Below are 14,725 nucleotides of genomic sequence, written 5' to 3' on the forward strand. Positions count from 1 at the left end.
GCAAGCCTACAAATATTCGCCTGCCGCTTCCGGCTGATATTCCACCGCCAGCAAGGTGAGCTTGAGCGTCTTGCCGCCCGGTGCGGGCCAGTCGATGTGCTGGCCGACCTGCAGGCCCAGCAATGCCGAGCCAACCGGGGCCAGCACCGAAACCGTACCTTCACCACCTGCATCCTGCGGATAGACCAGCGTGAGGTGGTAATCCTTGCCACTGCTTTCCTCTCGGCAATGCACCCGCGAGTTCATGGTGACAAGTCCGGCAGGCACTTCATCGTGGCCGACGACCTGTTCGGCGCGGTCCAGTTCGGCCTGTAGCGCCACAATGCCCGGGCTGGATTGCGTCTGGCTATCGATGAGCCGCTCAAGACGCTGGACATCGAGCCGGGTGAGGATGATGGAAGGTGCGGTGTTCATGATTCAGGCAGTCTCCTTTTTTCTGCGCGACAAAAGCAAAACCCCGCCGAACCGACGGGGTTTTGACAGGCCTCTCTATCTAGAGAAGCAGGTTCTGACATTAACATCAGCCAATAAATACACAACCCGACGGGACGTTGACCCGCCATCCGGTGTTACCCGGCAAGCGCTCTGCGCTGGTCGGCGTTATGGCGAATCTGGCGGCGCCGCTCATCGTCGGCAGAGCGCCATTCGCGAATGTCTTCCACATGGCGAAAGCAGCCCAGACAGACCTTCTGCTCATCGAGCCGACACAAACTGATACAAGGTGACGGCACAGCAGGACTGACATTGCTGAACAGCGGCTTGGGTGGCCGGGCGGGTGTGGTGTTATCGCGAAATCCAGTTCGACGCCAGCCTGTTCCTGGGTGATGCGTACCAGCATCTCGGCCAGCAGCTCGTCGCTGCTGTCGCATACCCAACGACCGGTTTCTTCGTCGTAGTCAAAATGAAAACCGCCCGAACGCGCAGCCAGCCACAGCTGACGCAGCGGTTCCTGGCGGCTGAAGATGATCTGGGTGCCGTTCTCGAACTTCACGGTCAGGACGCCAGCAGAGTTTTCAAGGTCCAGATCAAGATCGCTCTCGTCGAAAATGTCTTCCAGCGCTTGCTGGGTAGCATCCACCAGATCGTGAAAGCGGGCTTCGGTCAAACTCATTGCGGGAACCTCGAAAAATGTCTGCTTATGGCACAGAGTCGCAAGATACGGACGCCGCAAGGCAAATGCAAAACATACCCGCCAGACGCGCCACGCAGCCCCGATAATCGCGGGCCGCAAGGATGATGCCCGAACGATAACCTCGAAGGCCCGCCAGACGGGTGGGCGCCTGCATAGGCAAGCTGCCGGGTGGCCGGTATACTCGGGCGCAATTAATGCTTTTACAAAGGATTTCGCCATGAAGCGCCTGATCTCTTCGCTTGCTGCGCTCGTCGCGGTCGCTTGTCTTGTTACTGCGTGCGGCCAGAAAGGCCCGCTCTACCTGCCCGATGACAACAAATCATCCGACGAACAAGCCAAATCGCAATCGCACAAGCATCTTTAAGGGAATCACATGGACGCCTTCAACTACCGCGACGGTGAGCTGTTCGCGGAAGGAGTAGCATTGTCTGCCATTGCCGAGCGTTTCGGCACGCCGACCTATGTCTATTCCCGCGCTCATATCGAAGCGCAGTACCGTGCCTATGCCGACGCCCTGAGCGGCATGCCGCATCTGGTGTGCTTTGCGGTAAAAGCCAACTCCAACCTGGGTGTACTCAATGTCCTGGCGCGCCTGGGTGCCGGTTTCGACATCGTGTCGCGTGGCGAACTGGAGCGCGTGCTGGCAGCCGGCGGCAAGGCCGACAAGATCGTCTTCTCCGGTGTCGGCAAGACCCGTGAAGACATGCGTCGCGCCCTGGAAGTGGGCGTGCACTGCTTCAACGTCGAGTCCACCGATGAACTCGAACGCCTGCAGATCGTAGCGGCGGAGCTGGGCGTTCGTGCGCCGATCTCGCTGCGCGTCAACCCGGATGTGGATGCGGGCACTCACCCGTACATTTCCACCGGCCTGAAGGAAAACAAGTTCGGTATCGCCATTGCCGATGCAGAGGACGTCTACGTTCGCGCCTCGCAGTTGCCGAACCTGGAAGTGCTGGGTGTCGACTGCCACATCGGCTCGCAACTGACCACCCTGGAACCGTTCATCGATGCCCTCGACCGCCTGCTGGATCTGGTCGATCGCCTTGGCGACTGCGGCATTCACCTGCGCCACATCGATCTGGGCGGCGGCCTGGGCGTGCGTTATCGCGATGAAGAGCCACCGCTGGCAGCCGACTACATCAAGGCCGTGCGCGAGCGTCTTGCCGGTCGTGATCTGGGGCTGATGTTCGAGCCGGGCCGCTTCATCGTGGCCAATGCCGGTGTATTGCTGACCCAGGTCGAGTACCTCAAGCACACCGAGCACAAGGATTTCGCCATCGTCGACGCGGCCATGAACGACCTGATCCGCCCGGCGCTGTATCAGGCCTGGATGGACGTTACCGCCGTGCGCCCACGTGACGGCGCAACACGCAATTACGACATCGTCGGCCCGATCTGCGAAACCGGCGACTTCCTGGCCAAGAACCGCGAGCTGGCTCTGGCCGAAGGCGATCTGCTGGCCGTGCATTCGGCTGGCGCCTATGGCTTTGTGATGAGCTCGAACTACAACACTCGCGGCCGCACTGCCGAAGTGCTGGTCGATGGCTCGCAAGCCTTTGAAGTCCGTCGTCGCGAAACCGTGACCGAGCTGTTCGCTGGCGAAAGCCTGCTGCCGGAGTAATCCCATGCTGCTGCGTTTTACCAAGATGCATGGGCTGGGTAATGACTTCATGGTCCTGGACCTGGTGAGTCAGCACGCACATATCTTGCCCAAGCACGCCAAACAATGGGGCGATCGACACACCGGCATCGGTTTCGACCAGTTGCTGATCGTCGAGGCGCCGAGCAATCCGGACGTGGATTTCCGTTATCGGATCTTCAACTCCGACGGTTCCGAAGTGGAGCAGTGCGGCAACGGTGCCCGCTGCTTCGCCCGCTTCGTGCTGGACAAGCGCCTGACCGCCAAACGCCAGATCCGCGTCGAAACCAAGAGCGGCATCATCGAGCTGGATATCCGTAACGACGGGCAGATCAGCGTCGACATGGGGCCGCCACGCCTGGTCCCGCAAGAGATTCCGTTCACGGCCCCGGCCCAGGCGCTGAGCTATACCGTCGATGTCGATGGACAGAACGTCGAGCTGGCCGCAGTTTCCATGGGTAACCCCCATGCGGTACTGCGAGTGGAAGACATCAACGGTGCACCGGTGCATGAACTGGGCCCGAAGATCGAACATCACCCGCGCTTCCCGGCCCGGGTCAACGTGGGCTTCCTTCACGTCATCGATCGCCAGCGCGCGCAACTGCGTGTCTGGGAGCGCGGCGCGGGTGAAACCCAGGCTTGCGGCACCGGCGCCTGCGCGGCGGCTGTCGCGGCCATCAGCCAGGGCTGGATGGATTCGCCGCTGCTGATCGATCTGCCCGGCGGGCGCCTGTCCATAGAATGGGCAGGTCCGGGGCATCCCGTGATGATGACCGGCCCGGCAGTACGGGTTTACGAAGGCCAAGTTCGTCTATGAGTGAGCAAATGCGATGACCGATCAGCCTCCGGCTTCAACCGACAACACCAGCGTATCGACTGCCGATAGCGCAGTGCCAAACCTTGAAGCAGAGGCGGTCATCGCTTTCCTGCTCAAACAACCGGACTTCTTCGCCGAGCACGACGAGTTGCTGGTATCGATGCGCATCCCTCACCAGCGTGGCGATACCGTCTCGCTGGTCGAGCGTCAGCTCAAGCTGCTGCGCGAGCGCAATATCGAAATGCGCCATCGGCTCTCGCAGTTGATGGATGTAGCCCGCGACAATGATCGCCTGTTCGAGAAAACCCGACGCCTCAACCTTGCCATGATGGACGCCACCAGCCTGGATGAACTGATCATCGCGGTGGAAGACAGCCTGCGTCAGGAGTTCCAGGTGCCGTTTGTCAGCCTGGTCCTGTTCAGCGACAACCCCATGCCGGTAGGCCGCTGGGTCAGCAGTGCCGATGCACAGAAAGCCATCGGCGGCCTGATTGGCGAGAAGACCGTATGCGGCGCCTTGCGCGAACATGAACTGACCTTCCTGTTCGGCGCCGAGCAAAGCAAGGAAGTGGGCTCTACCGCCATCGTCACCCTGAACCATCTGGGCCTGCATGGCGTACTCGCGATTGGCAGTCGCGATCCGCAGCATTACAAAAGCTCGGTCGGCACCCTGTTCCTCGGTTATATCGCTGACGTGCTGAGCCGCTTGCTGCCACGCTTCACCCATTCATTACGCTCGGTTCGCTGACCATGGAACAGCATCTGGACGCCTACTGCACTCACCTGCGCAGTGAGCGTCAGGTGTCGCCTCACACGCTGGATGCCTATCGACGCGACTTGAACACGGTCCTCGAATACAGCCGCAAGGCACAGATTTCAAGCTGGGTGGATCTGGACATCCAGCATCTGCGCAGCTTCATTGCCCGTCAGCATCAGAAGGGCCAGTCCTCGCGCAGCCTGGCACGCATGCTCTCGGCGGTGCGTGGTTTCTATAAATACCTGTGTCGCGAAGGCCTCTGCGAGCACGATCCTGCCAACGGTCTGGCGCCGCCCAAGGGCGAGCGACGGCTGCCCAAGACCCTCGACACCGACCGCACCGCGCAACTGCTCGATGGCGCCATCGAAGATGACTTCCTGGCCCATCGCGATCAGGCCATCCTCGAACTGCTCTACTCCTCGGGTCTACGCCTGTCGGAACTGACCAGCCTGAACCTCGATCAGCTGGATTTGCGCGACGGACTGGTTCAAGTGCTCGGCAAGGGCAGCAAGACCCGCGTACTGCCGGTGGGCAGTAAAGCCCGTCAGGCACTGGAAAGCTGGCTGCCCCTGCGCGCCCTGGCCAACCCGCCGGACGATGCGGTGTTCGTCAGCCAGCAAGGCCGGCGCCTGGGGCCTCGGGCGATCCAGAAGCGGGTCAAGATCGCCGGGGAACGCGAACTGGGGCAAAACCTGCACCCGCACATGCTGCGTCATTCATTCGCCAGCCATCTGCTGGAGTCTTCGCAGGACCTGCGCGCCGTGCAGGAACTGCTCGGCCATGCCGACATCAAGACCACACAGATCTATACCCACCTGGACTTTCAGCACCTGGCCAGCGTGTACGACAGCGCCCACCCTCGCGCCAGACGCAAAGGATCTGCCGATGATTAAGCTCATTACCTTCGACCTCGATGACACCTTGTGGGACACGGCTCCAGCCATCGTCAGCGCCGAAGCGGTGCTGCGCGACTGGCTGAGCGAACATGCTCCAAGGCTCGGGCCGATACCGGTCGAGCACCTGTGGGAGATTCGCGCACGGCTGATCGAAGCCGAACCGACCCTCAAACACCGCATCAGCGCCCTGAGACGCCGGGTGCTGTTTCATGCGCTGCAAGATGCGGGGTATGAGGATTCGCAGGCACAGGAACTGGCCGACCAGAGCTTTGAGGTGTTCCTGCACGCCCGTCATCAGGTGCAGATATTCCCGGAGGTGCAGCCGACCCTGGAAATCCTCGCCAAGACGTTCACTCTGGGCGTCATAACCAACGGCAATGCCGATGTACGCCGCCTGGGGCTGGCGGACTATTTCGCTTTCGCGCTGTGCGCCGAAGACCTGGGCATCGGCAAACCCGATCCGGCCCCGTTCCTGGAAGCGCTCAAGCGCGGCAACTGCGACGCCAGCAACGCCATCCACATCGGCGACCACCCCTGTGACGACATCGAAGGCGCCCAACGCGCCGGCATGCGGGCCATCTGGTACAACCCGCTAGGCAAGGCCTGGGAATCCGACACCCTGCCGGATGCCGAGATCAGCAGCCTGAGCCAGCTACCTGAAATCCTGAAGCGCCTGTAGGAGCCTCCCACAAGCTCAACACAGCAAAAACCATCACCCAAGAAAAAGCCCGCAGCGACAGCGGGCTTTTTCTCATACGGCCATTGCCCCCTTAGATAGGGCGGCTACCGTATTTGTTATCCGGCTTCTTGGGCGGATCGGCGACCACATTGGCCTCCACTTCCTGCACCTTGCCACCACGCGCGAGGAATTCTTCCATCGCACGGGCCAGAGCATCGCGCTCTTTGTTCTTGGCTTCTACGCTGGGCAGCTCATCGACCGAAACAGCAGCCTTGGACTTGCCCTTGGCAGGTGTAGCCGAGACTTCGGCACCTTCGTCAGAGTCGGCAGCGTCATCTTCCGGAGCAGCAGCAAGCTCCTCGCCGTCTTCCTCACCTTCCAGATCGTCTACCAGATCGTCGTTATCGTTGTCGTCGTCGCTCATGTTCTACCTCATGACTTGCGAAAGCAGATTAGTTATAGCCCAGCAGCCCCAAAAATCGAAGGCTGTCGGAAAAAATTCAACAACCGCTGAAACCCAGCGGTCATGTCCATTCACCCTGAAGGGTTGCCAGGACATTGCGAGCACCGCCAGCATCTCGATGCTCACCCAAATAAACACCTTGCCAGGTGCCTAACGCCAATCGCCCCGCCGTAACCGGTAAAACCAACTGGCAGCCCAGCAGACTGGCCTTGAAATGCGCCGGCAGATCGTCAGGACCTTCGTCGTCATGCTCATATCCGTTGGCACCCTCTGGCACCAGGCGACTGAAGAAACGCTCGAAATCGCGACGCACAGCCGGGTCGGCATTCTCGTTGACGGTCAACGAAGCCGAGGTATGTTGCAACCACAAATGCAGCAATCCGACTCGACAATCACGCAGCTCGGGCAAGCCAGCCAGGATCTCGTCCGTTACCAGATGAAACCCGCGTGGCCTTGCCCGGAGGGTAATTCTGGATTGATGCCACATACCGTTCTCCGCACGTTCGGCGCGCATTCTAACTCGACTGAGAAAAAAGCAAAGCGCGCAATAAACAAGCTGCACTACCCGTTGATGATCATCCCCGCGACAACATTGCGACCACTGCATCGATAAGCCGCAATCATTGGCAACGGCACTGACAATGGAAGCTGGAATGTTCAGATGGTTCACAAAATCCGGATAAAAAAAATGCCCGGAGACCGGGCATTTCTTTCTGCAGCGACGGCTGATTACAAGTTGTAGCCACGCTCGTTGTGTTGCGCAAGGTCCAGACCCACAGACTCTTCTTCCTCGGTGACGCGCAGGCCCATTACGGCATCCAGCACCTTGAGGATGATGAAGGTCACGATGGCGGTGTAGACCACGGTGAAGGCAACGCCCTTGAACTGAATCCAGACTTGCGTACCGATGTCGGTCACAGTGCCGAAGCCGCCCAGCGCAGGTGCAGCGAACACACCGGTAAGAAGTGCACCGACGATACCGCCGACACCGTGAACACCGAAGGCGTCCAGGGAGTCATCATAGCCCAGCTTGCGTTTCAGGCTGGTAGCGCAGAAGAAGCAGATCACGCCAGACGCCAGACCAATGATCAGCGCGCCCATCGGGCCTACGGTGCCAGCAGCAGGAGTGACGGCAACCAGACCGGCAACCACACCCGAAGCGATGCCCAGAGCGCTTGGCTTGCCGTGCGTCAGCCACTCGGCAAACATCCAGCCCAGTGCAGCGGCAGCGGTGGCGATCTGGGTGACCAGCATGGCCATACCGGCAGTGCCGTTTGCAGCAGCAGCGGAGCCGGCGTTGAAGCCGAACCAGCCGATCCACAGCATCGCCGCGCCGATCAGGGTGTAACCCAGGTTGTGCGGGGCCATTGGGGTAGTCGGGAAGCCTTTACGCTTGCCCAGTACCAGACAGGCAACCAGACCAGCGATACCGGCGTTGATGTGAACAACGGTGCCGCCTGCGAAGTCCAGAACGCCCCAGTCCCACATCAGGCCACCGACGCCGCCCCAGACCATGTGCGCGATTGGCGCGTAGACCAGGGTGAACCAGACGCCCATGAAGATCAGCATCGCGGAGAACTTCATGCGTTCTGCGAAAGCACCGACGATCAGGGCTGGAGTGATGATGGCGAAGGTCATCTGGAAGGTGACGAACACCGCTTCAGGGAACAACGCCGCAGAACCGGTGATGCTCGAAGGCGTGATGCCGGCCAGGAACGCCTTGCCCATGCCGCCGAAGAAGGAATTGAAGTTGACGACGCCAGCTTCCATACCTGTGGTATCGAACGCAATGCTGTAGCCGTAGACAACCCACAGAATGCTGATCAGACCCGTGATGGCGAAACATTGCATCATCACGGAAAGAATATTCTTGGAGCGGACCATGCCGCCGTAGAACAAGGCAAGACCTGGAATGGTCATGAACAGCACCAGCGCGGTGGCTGTCAGCATCCAGGCGGTATCGCCGGAATTGAGAACAGGGGCTGCAACTTCCTCTGCCGCCATGGCAAGGCCAGGGGTTACGAGGGACAACAGGGCTCCTAGCCCTGCGAATTGACGCAGAGTCATATTGTTTTCTCCTGGGGCGTGGGGGTTTGGCGGCTTAAATGGCGTCGGTATCGGTTTCGCCGGTACGGATGCGGATGGCCTGTTCCAGATTGACAACGAAAATTTTGCCGTCCCCGATCTTGCCGGTGTTGGCAGCCTTGGTTATGGCCTCGATGACGCGATCCAGATCCTTGTCATCGATAGCGACATCGATCTTCACTTTTGGAAGGAAGTCGACGACGTATTCAGCACCGCGATACAGCTCGGTGTGACCTTTCTGGCGACCGAAACCTTTGACCTCGGTAACAGTGATGCCCTGCACGCCGATTTCGGACAGCGACTCGCGCACGTCGTCCAGTTTGAACGGCTTGATGATGGCAGTGACTAGCTTCATGAAAACTTTCTCCCGAATTGGTGGACTTGCCCCAGGAAAACAAACCCGACTCAAGTCTAAGCGCAGTGCCTGGCTTTGTAACGCGTCGGTCGCCAGTTAAAGGCCCGACCAACTCCAGAAAACCGCTTCTGACGAAACACATCCCCGCTCCGCCTGCCGCACTGCATTCGTCACAGCGACTGCATCAGTGCATGGGTCATAAGCCCTTAAGCAGAAAGCTTGCCATCTCGTGAAAAATCATCAAATACAGGGCCTTGAGTACTTTTTCGCTCCTCGAAGCCGCTCTACCCGCCCACCAATGCACAACTACAGTGCACTCGTGCACGCCCCGACGCTCAATAATCGTGCACCGTTGATCCCCTGAAAATGACTATAGACGCTGCGTGCTACACTGCCGCCCATCTGATTCAGGAAAAACATCATGCTCGCGCCCAAAGCTTTCCTCGACGCCCTGAGCGGCCACGCCTCCCGCATGTTCAATGGCGAAACGCCGCTGCCACGCAACGAATTTGAAACCCAGTTCAAGGCACTGCTGCAAAGCGGCTTCAGCAAACTGGATCTGGTCAGCCGCGAAGAGTTCGACAGCCAGATGGCCGTCCTCGCCCGCACCCGCGCGCGCCTTGAGGCACTGGAGGCCAAGGTGGCGGAGATGGAAGAGAGGCTGGGAGCGGCTGCGCGGGAGTAATCGGGCACCACGTAACAGAAACCACGAGAAATACCTTCCCGCCTGGCAGTGACAACCAGTCGGGAAATGCCAGCCAGCGCAATGCTAGTGCTGGCCGTTACCCCCCAAACCCCACAACCTGAATGATGACCGCCCACCCGCCAAGCAAAACCCAGAAAATCGCAAAGATCCAGGGCGTTCGCATGGAGAACAGCAGCGCCTTGCGATAGCCCTTGTGCGTTGACTCATGCTCATTGAACAGCGGCGACTCGTCATACGCGATGCCCATGATCGGCTCGCTGCGCAGCAGCTCGCTTTGCTTGTAATGCCAATGGTCGATGATGTCGTAGGCAGCGCGAATACCCGGCCAGGCATTCAAGGAACTCAACGCCCCCAGCAGCGCCAGAAACGGCGGGACAAACAGCGTGAACAGCTTGCCCCAGTCCGGATTGAGATTGGCCATGCTAGAAGCGAAAGCAATCACCAGAAAGGACTGCGCGGCTAGATAGGCATCCGTCCGATTGGCCAGAATGGTTGTTTCGTACTGAATTTCCTTGCGGTAGAAATCCAGACGATCCTTGGGCGATCCAAACATCTTGGCATCATGCTCGCTGGCGCTGGTGCCCGTATCAATGCTCTGAGAAGTCAAAATTCGTGACAAGGTCCACCTCCATCCGGTCCAGGCTATTCGCACTCATGGCCCTGACCTTGCGGTATTCAGGAGATGATGGCGGCCCCCCATGCGTTATTCGCAAGTGAGCCTTGTGCGGCACTCCATGCACAGATAACTGCGCCATGCACCTAAAGGGACCCATATCGAGGGGCGGTGTTCCAAGGGCTTTGAAAACGATAGATGAAACACCAGCCGGATTGAGCTGAAGCTGGGGAGCCAACCGGAAGGGCAGCTCTGACAGAGGGTGCTTTAGAGATGAGCGAAATCATGACATCGCATAAAAATAAAAATGTTCATATATGGCAATTTATGCATAAATATTGCTTTTAATTGATCACATATGAACACTTTACATTTATGATTTCATTTCAAAGCGTGCAGAACTGAAAATATCTATATATGAGCAAAATAGACCTTTTTTCCTCTATAAATAGTCATATATAGGCGCTATTGGAAGATTTCTGGAGGCCCAGCCATGTCGTTCATGCACCTGCTCTATTCGCCCGCCGAGGTGGCCCGGGAGGTCGGCGAAAACGCGAAAACCCTTCGGCTCTCAAAAAACCTCTCACGAAAGACCCTCGCTGAAAAATCGGGCGTTTCGGAGTCGACGATCAGACGATTCGAAATGACCGGGGTGGTGACCCTTGAGGCGCTGATCCTGATGGCCACTGCGCTTGATGAACTGGCTTCGGTAACCAGGCTCTTCAAACCTGAACATCCGAATACCTACGAAGAATTGAAGAATGCCAAGCGCAAGCGAGGGATGAAGTGATGACCAAAAGGTTCAAGCACATAGAAGCCCTCACAGTGCTGAAAGAAGGCGTCAAGGTCGGAGATCTCTACAGAGCCGAAGGGAAAGGCATTTACTTCACATACGACCCGGGCTGGATCGCGACAGGATTCAATCTTTCACCGATTACCAATATTTCAGGTAATGACGAATAGTACCGCTCAGAAAAGCAGGAATCGGAAGGGCGCGATGCCACTCTCAATTTCGGACTGGGTTCTCCATTCGGCATGAGACAGATCCAAAAGCAGAAAGTATTTTTTCTATTTCCTGCGGTTTTACAAAAAGCACTTTCAGAAACATACCGAAGAACTTCCACCCCGGCCTCCCGCCGCACACTGACTATCCTTGAAAACGCCGCAGGAAGCGGCTGCCGTTTTCAAGGAAGATCATGTCTCTCGCCATCGTCCACAGCCGCGCCCAGGTTGGCGTGGAAGCACCCGCCGTTACGGTCGAAGCTCATCTGGCCAACGGCCTGCCCACCCTGACACTGGTGGGGTTGCCGGAAGGTGCGGTCAAGGAAAGCAAGGATCGGGTGCGCAGTGCCATTCTCAATTCCGGACTGGATTTTCCGGCGCGGCGGATCACGCTTAACCTCGCTCCGGCGGATTTGCCCAAGGATGGTGGCCGGTTCGATCTGGCAATTGCGCTGGGATTACTGGGAGCCAGTGGGCAATTGCCGTTGATTGCATTGCAGGATGTTGAATGCCTCGGCGAACTGGCGTTGTCGGGGGCGATTCGGCCGATTCAGGGCGTGTTGCCTGCGGCATTGGCCGCCCGGGAAGCGGAACGCACCTTGATCGTACCGGCAGCCAATGCCGAGGAAGCGTGCCTGGCTTCAGGCTTGCGGGTAATTGCCGTGAATCATCTGCTGGAGCTGGTCGCGCACTTCAACGGGCGCACGCCCATCAAGCCGTATCAGTCCAGCGGGCTTTTGCATCAGCCCAAGCCTTATCCGGACTTGAGCGAAGTCCAGGGCCAGACTGCCGCCAAGCGCGCGTTGGTGGTTGCCGCGGCCGGGGCGCACAACCTGCTTTTCAGCGGGCCGCCCGGCACTGGCAAGACGTTGCTCGCCAGTCGCCTGCCAGGCCTGTTACCGCCGCTGGATGAGTATGAAGCGCTGGAAGTTGCGGCGATTCAATCGGTGGCCAGCCAGGTGCCGCTGAGCAGTTGGCCGCAGCGACCTTTTCGTCAACCTCACCATTCTGCATCCGGGCCGGCGCTGGTCGGAGGGGGTAGTCGTCCTCAGCCCGGGGAAATCACATTGGCCCATCACGGAATTCTGTTCCTTGATGAGTTACCCGAGTTCGACCGCCGTGTTCTGGAGGTTTTGCGGGAGCCGCTGGAATCCGGCCATATCGTGATTTCCCGGGCACGGGATCGGGTACGCTTTCCAGCGCGCTTCCAACTGGTCGCGGCCATGAACCCTTGTCCGTGCGGCTATATGGGCGAGCCCACAGGCCGCTGTCGGTGCTCGACCGAACAAGTCCAGCGCTACCGCAACAAGCTTTCCGGGCCATTACTGGACCGTATCGACCTGCACCTGACCGTCGCCCGCGAAGCCACTGCCCTCAACCCGGCACCACAAACCGGCGATGACACCGCCAGCGCCGCCGCTCTGGTCGCCAAGGCCCGCGACCGCCAACAAAAACGCCAGGGCTGCGCCAATGCCTTTCTCGACCTGCCGGGTTTGCGCGAGCATTGTGGGTTGTCTACGGCGGATGAAACCTGGCTGGAGACTGCCTGTGAGCGTTTGACCTTGTCGCTGCGGGCAGCACATCGGTTGTTGAAAGTGGCCAGGACGCTGGCGGATCTGGAGCAGGAAGATGCGATTGATCGCCGGCATCTGGCCGAGGCATTGCAGTATCGGCCTTCGGGGAGTTGAGGTTTGTGGGAGACCTTGGGGCCATCTTTTCGCGAATAAACTCGTTCCCACAGATTGAAACTCATCTCGTGGGAGCGGATTTATCCGCGAAGACGGCATTCAAGGCGACACGTTTCCTGTAGATACCCTGGCCCTTCGTGAATGAATTCACTCCTACCAGTGGGCTAGCCTAAGGCGCTCGTTCGACGCCAGATACTCGACCAGCTCAATCATCGGCAAGGGGCGGCTGATCAGGTAGCCCTGGACCTGATCGCAACCAAAGCTGCGCAGCAAGGCAAGCTGCTCATGGTTTTCCACACCTTCGGCTACCACTTCCAGGTTCAGGTTGTGGGCAAGGTTGATCATGGCGTGGACCAGTTTGCGGTTTTCCTCGCGCTGGTCCATTTCACCGACAAAGCTTTTGTCGATCTTGAGCAGTTCGATCGGCAGGTTGTTGAGGTGCATGAACGAGGAAAAGCCGGTGCCGAAATCATCGAGGGAGAAGCGCACGCCCAGTTGGCGCAGGGCATCCATGATCCGCCGGACCTGTTCGCTGCTGCGCATGACCGCAGTTTCAGTCAGCTCGAACTCCAGCCAGTGCGCATCGATGGCGTGTTCGGTAATCAGGCGGCTCAGGGTCGGTAGCAACTGGCTGTCCTGAAACTGCCGGAACGACAGGTTGATCGCCATATGCAGCGGGGCGATTCCTTGTTCGCGCAAGGCCTGCATATCACGCAAGGCCCTGAAGATGACCCAGTATCCCAGCGGGACGATCATGCCGCTCTGTTCGGCCAGGGGCACGAATTCGCTGGGCTGTAACAGACCGCGCTTGCTGTGGCGCCAGCGCACCAGCGCTTCAAGGCCGACCACACTGCCGGTACTCAGACACCGACGAGGCTGGTAATGCAGTTCCAGTTCGTCATTGCGCAGTGCCTTGCGCAGGTCGGCTTCAAGGTCGGCAAGGCTGCGCACGTTGCGGCTGATGCTGTCGTCGAAAAGATGAAAGGTGCAGCCCTGCAGGCTCTTGGCCTGGCGCATCGCGATATGGGCGTGCCACATCAATGGGTCGACGCCAGCTTCGGCCCGTGCATGAGCGACGCCGAGGCTACAGCCGATCAGCAGGCTTTCTCGCTCGATCCAGTAAGGCTCGGACAGCGCATCGGTAATACGCTCGGCAATCAGGGCCGCCCGCTGCGGGCCACGACTGGTGTCGATCAGCACAGCGAATTCATCGCCTCCCAGACGTGCAAGCTGGTCGGCAGCGTCGAGCTGGCTCTTGAGCCGCGCAACCACTTGCAGAATCAGCTGGTCACCAGCCTGATGGCCCAGTGCATCGTTGGCCCGACGGAAGTTATCGAGGTCCAGGTGTGCCAGCGCAAAAGCCGAGCCTTCAGCCAGCCGGGCAGCCAGCAAGGTCTGGAAACCCTGGCGATTGGCGATCCCGGTCAGCGGGTCTTGCCCGGCCATACGTTGCAAGGTGTCTTCCAGCACACCACGCTCGCGCACATGCCGCAGGCAGCGACGGACGGTATCGGGCGTGAGGCTGTCACGTACCAGCCAGTCGCAGGTCCCGAGCGGAGCGACGAACGGTTCCTCTTCAAGCAGCATCACCATCGGCAAGGTGCAACTTCCGACTGGCGGTTGCAGTTCGGGAGTTGTCAGCAGCAAGGTCGGGGGCTCATCGCCAGGCTGGCTGCGGAACGCGCTCCAGTCAGCGGCCTGATACACAATGACCTCATCGCCCAGCGGCGCCAGACAACGGCTCAATAGCGCTCGCCATGCAGGCTCGCGGGCCAACAGCAGCAATCGTAAGGGCTCGACAGGCACAGGCACGCTAACTCCCTAACGGCAAAGGAAAAACCGATCACCCCCCACTCGAACGGGTGTGACCGACGGACGCATCTTCGCGCTGCG

18 protein-coding genes and 1 pseudogene are annotated in these 14,725 nt (G+C 59.2%); 10 read left to right on the forward strand and 9 right to left on the reverse strand.

Annotation, left to right across the window (positions count from 1 at the left end; all coding sequences use genetic code 11):
- Window positions 1-6: 6 nt before the first annotated feature.
- From rnk to cyaY, 3 genes and pseudogenes are all read right to left on the reverse strand, one after another.
- Entirely contained in the window at window positions 7-414 is a 408-nt protein-coding gene (gene rnk, locus ALQ04_RS04990) for a nucleoside diphosphate kinase regulator (protein ID WP_122314752.1), read from the reverse strand.
- A 155-nt stretch (window positions 415-569) separates the two neighbouring features.
- Entirely contained in the window at window positions 570-755 is a 186-nt protein-coding gene (locus ALQ04_RS04995) for a DUF1289 domain-containing protein (protein WP_122314898.1), read from the reverse strand.
- A gap of 35 nt (window positions 756-790) precedes the next feature.
- A pseudogene (gene cyaY, locus ALQ04_RS05000) lies at window positions 791-1,111 on the reverse strand (iron donor protein CyaY); the annotation flags it as partial.
- 238 nt (window positions 1,112-1,349) lie between these two features.
- Between cyaY and lptM the strand changes: the two are divergent.
- From lptM to ALQ04_RS05030, 6 genes are read left to right on the forward strand one after another with little or no spacing between them, the layout of a single operon-like run.
- Entirely contained in the window at window positions 1,350-1,496 is a 147-nt protein-coding gene (gene lptM, locus ALQ04_RS05005) for an LPS translocon maturation chaperone LptM (RefSeq protein ID WP_117163743.1), read from the forward strand.
- 9 nt (window positions 1,497-1,505) lie between these two features.
- Window positions 1,506-2,753: a diaminopimelate decarboxylase gene (gene lysA / locus ALQ04_RS05010; protein ID WP_122314753.1), complete on the forward strand. Its 1,248-nt coding sequence runs from the start codon at window positions 1,506-1,508 to the stop codon at window positions 2,751-2,753.
- Window positions 2,754-2,757: 4 nt separating this feature from the next.
- Window positions 2,758-3,588, forward strand: coding sequence for a diaminopimelate epimerase (gene dapF / locus ALQ04_RS05015; RefSeq protein WP_122314754.1), 831 nt, complete (start codon window positions 2,758-2,760; stop codon window positions 3,586-3,588).
- A 13-nt stretch (window positions 3,589-3,601) separates the two neighbouring features.
- Window positions 3,602-4,336: a DUF484 family protein gene (locus ALQ04_RS05020; protein ID WP_122314755.1), complete on the forward strand. Its 735-nt coding sequence runs from the start codon at window positions 3,602-3,604 to the stop codon at window positions 4,334-4,336.
- A gap of 2 nt (window positions 4,337-4,338) precedes the next feature.
- Window positions 4,339-5,238 (forward strand): tyrosine recombinase XerC, encoded by a 900-nt coding sequence (gene xerC, locus ALQ04_RS05025; protein WP_122314756.1) that lies wholly within the window; start codon window positions 4,339-4,341, stop codon window positions 5,236-5,238.
- Window positions 5,231-5,920: an HAD family hydrolase gene (locus ALQ04_RS05030; protein WP_122314757.1), complete on the forward strand. Its 690-nt coding sequence runs from the start codon at window positions 5,231-5,233 to the stop codon at window positions 5,918-5,920. Before xerC ends, ALQ04_RS05030 begins: the two co-directional genes overlap by 8 nt.
- Window positions 5,921-6,011: 91 nt before the next feature.
- On the opposite strand, the gene sutA is transcribed toward ALQ04_RS05030, so the two are convergent.
- The 4 genes from sutA to glnK all read right to left on the reverse strand — a co-directional run bounded on the left by sutA (window position 6,012) and on the right by glnK (window position 8,823).
- Window positions 6,012-6,344 carry a transcriptional regulator SutA gene (gene sutA, locus ALQ04_RS05035; RefSeq protein ID WP_122314758.1) on the reverse strand — a complete coding sequence of 111 codons (333 nt, stop codon included), beginning with the start codon at window positions 6,342-6,344 and terminating at the stop codon, window positions 6,012-6,014.
- Between the two features lie 100 nt (window positions 6,345-6,444).
- Entirely contained in the window at window positions 6,445-6,870 is a 426-nt protein-coding gene (locus tag ALQ04_RS05040; RefSeq protein ID WP_122314899.1) for a secondary thiamine-phosphate synthase enzyme YjbQ, read from the reverse strand.
- A gap of 242 nt (window positions 6,871-7,112) precedes the next feature.
- Window positions 7,113-8,450: an ammonium transporter gene (locus ALQ04_RS05050; RefSeq protein WP_122314759.1), complete on the reverse strand. Its 1,338-nt coding sequence runs from the start codon at window positions 8,448-8,450 to the stop codon at window positions 7,113-7,115.
- A gap of 34 nt (window positions 8,451-8,484) precedes the next feature.
- Complete coding sequence (glnK, locus tag ALQ04_RS05055) at window positions 8,485-8,823, reverse strand: P-II family nitrogen regulator (protein ID WP_002555808.1); 339 nt, start codon at window positions 8,821-8,823, stop codon at window positions 8,485-8,487.
- A 421-nt stretch (window positions 8,824-9,244) separates the two neighbouring features.
- On the opposite strand from glnK, the gene ALQ04_RS05060 reads away from it, so the two are divergent.
- Window positions 9,245-9,508: an accessory factor UbiK family protein gene (locus tag ALQ04_RS05060; protein WP_122314760.1), complete on the forward strand. Its 264-nt coding sequence runs from the start codon at window positions 9,245-9,247 to the stop codon at window positions 9,506-9,508.
- A 97-nt stretch (window positions 9,509-9,605) separates the two neighbouring features.
- Here the strand turns inward: ALQ04_RS05060 and ALQ04_RS05065 are convergent, their stop codons facing one another.
- The gene (locus tag ALQ04_RS05065) at window positions 9,606-10,148 is read right to left on the reverse strand and encodes a hypothetical protein (protein ID WP_122314761.1); all 543 of its coding nucleotides are present in this window, start codon (window positions 10,146-10,148) and stop codon (window positions 9,606-9,608) included.
- Between the two features lie 487 nt (window positions 10,149-10,635).
- Between ALQ04_RS05065 and ALQ04_RS05070 the strand changes: the two genes are divergently transcribed.
- The 3 genes from ALQ04_RS05070 (at window position 10,636) to ALQ04_RS05080 (ending at window position 12,832) form a co-directional block, all read left to right on the forward strand.
- On the forward strand, window positions 10,636-10,932 hold the full coding sequence (locus tag ALQ04_RS05070; RefSeq protein WP_122314762.1) for a helix-turn-helix transcriptional regulator: 297 nt from the start codon (window positions 10,636-10,638) through the stop codon (window positions 10,930-10,932).
- The gene (locus tag ALQ04_RS05075) at window positions 10,932-11,105 is read left to right on the forward strand and encodes a HipA N-terminal domain-containing protein (RefSeq protein WP_259644910.1); all 174 of its coding nucleotides are present in this window, start codon (window positions 10,932-10,934) and stop codon (window positions 11,103-11,105) included. Before ALQ04_RS05070 ends, ALQ04_RS05075 begins: the two co-directional genes overlap by 1 nt.
- Window positions 11,106-11,338: 233 nt before the next feature.
- Window positions 11,339-12,832, forward strand: a complete 1,494-nt coding sequence (locus ALQ04_RS05080; RefSeq protein WP_122314763.1) for a YifB family Mg chelatase-like AAA ATPase — start codon at window positions 11,339-11,341, stop codon at window positions 12,830-12,832.
- A 153-nt stretch (window positions 12,833-12,985) separates the two neighbouring features.
- Here the strand turns inward: ALQ04_RS05080 and ALQ04_RS05085 are convergent, their stop codons facing one another.
- Entirely contained in the window at window positions 12,986-14,644 is a 1,659-nt protein-coding gene (locus ALQ04_RS05085; protein ID WP_122314764.1) for a bifunctional diguanylate cyclase/phosphodiesterase, read from the reverse strand.
- Between the last annotated feature and the right edge of the window lie 81 nt (window positions 14,645-14,725).

The sequence above is a fragment of the Pseudomonas cichorii genome (assembly GCF_003700275.1).
GTDB classification, from domain to species: domain Bacteria; phylum Pseudomonadota; class Gammaproteobacteria; order Pseudomonadales; family Pseudomonadaceae; genus Aquipseudomonas; species Aquipseudomonas cichorii_B.

Excerpts from the sequence above, each read along its gene's own strand:
- glnK (WP_002555808.1), bottom strand. The coding sequence starts at position 8,823 with ATGAAGCTAGTCACTGCCATCATCAAGCCGTTCAAACTGGACGACGTG.
- rnk (WP_122314752.1), bottom strand. The coding sequence starts at position 414 with ATGAACACCGCACCTTCCATCATCCTCACCCGGCTCGATGTCCAGCGT.
- lysA (WP_122314753.1), top strand. The coding sequence starts at position 1,506 with ATGGACGCCTTCAACTACCGCGACGGTGAGCTGTTCGCGGAAGGAGTA.
- ALQ04_RS05075 (WP_259644910.1), top strand. The coding sequence starts at position 10,932 with ATGACCAAAAGGTTCAAGCACATAGAAGCCCTCACAGTGCTGAAAGAA.
- ALQ04_RS05020 (WP_122314755.1), top strand. The coding sequence starts at position 3,602 with ATGACCGATCAGCCTCCGGCTTCAACCGACAACACCAGCGTATCGACT.
- ALQ04_RS05060 (WP_122314760.1), top strand. The coding sequence starts at position 9,245 with ATGCTCGCGCCCAAAGCTTTCCTCGACGCCCTGAGCGGCCACGCCTCC.
- ALQ04_RS05050 (WP_122314759.1), bottom strand. The coding sequence starts at position 8,450 with ATGACTCTGCGTCAATTCGCAGGGCTAGGAGCCCTGTTGTCCCTCGTA.
- ALQ04_RS05070 (WP_122314762.1), top strand. The coding sequence starts at position 10,636 with ATGTCGTTCATGCACCTGCTCTATTCGCCCGCCGAGGTGGCCCGGGAG.
- ALQ04_RS05030 (WP_122314757.1), top strand. The coding sequence starts at position 5,231 with ATGATTAAGCTCATTACCTTCGACCTCGATGACACCTTGTGGGACACG.
- sutA (WP_122314758.1), bottom strand. The coding sequence starts at position 6,344 with ATGAGCGACGACGACAACGATAACGACGATCTGGTAGACGATCTGGAA.
- ALQ04_RS05040 (WP_122314899.1), bottom strand. The coding sequence starts at position 6,870 with ATGTGGCATCAATCCAGAATTACCCTCCGGGCAAGGCCACGCGGGTTT.
- xerC (WP_122314756.1), top strand. The coding sequence starts at position 4,339 with ATGGAACAGCATCTGGACGCCTACTGCACTCACCTGCGCAGTGAGCGT.
- ALQ04_RS05080 (WP_122314763.1), top strand. The coding sequence starts at position 11,339 with ATGTCTCTCGCCATCGTCCACAGCCGCGCCCAGGTTGGCGTGGAAGCA.
- lptM (WP_117163743.1), top strand. The coding sequence starts at position 1,350 with ATGAAGCGCCTGATCTCTTCGCTTGCTGCGCTCGTCGCGGTCGCTTGT.
- dapF (WP_122314754.1), top strand. The coding sequence starts at position 2,758 with ATGCTGCTGCGTTTTACCAAGATGCATGGGCTGGGTAATGACTTCATG.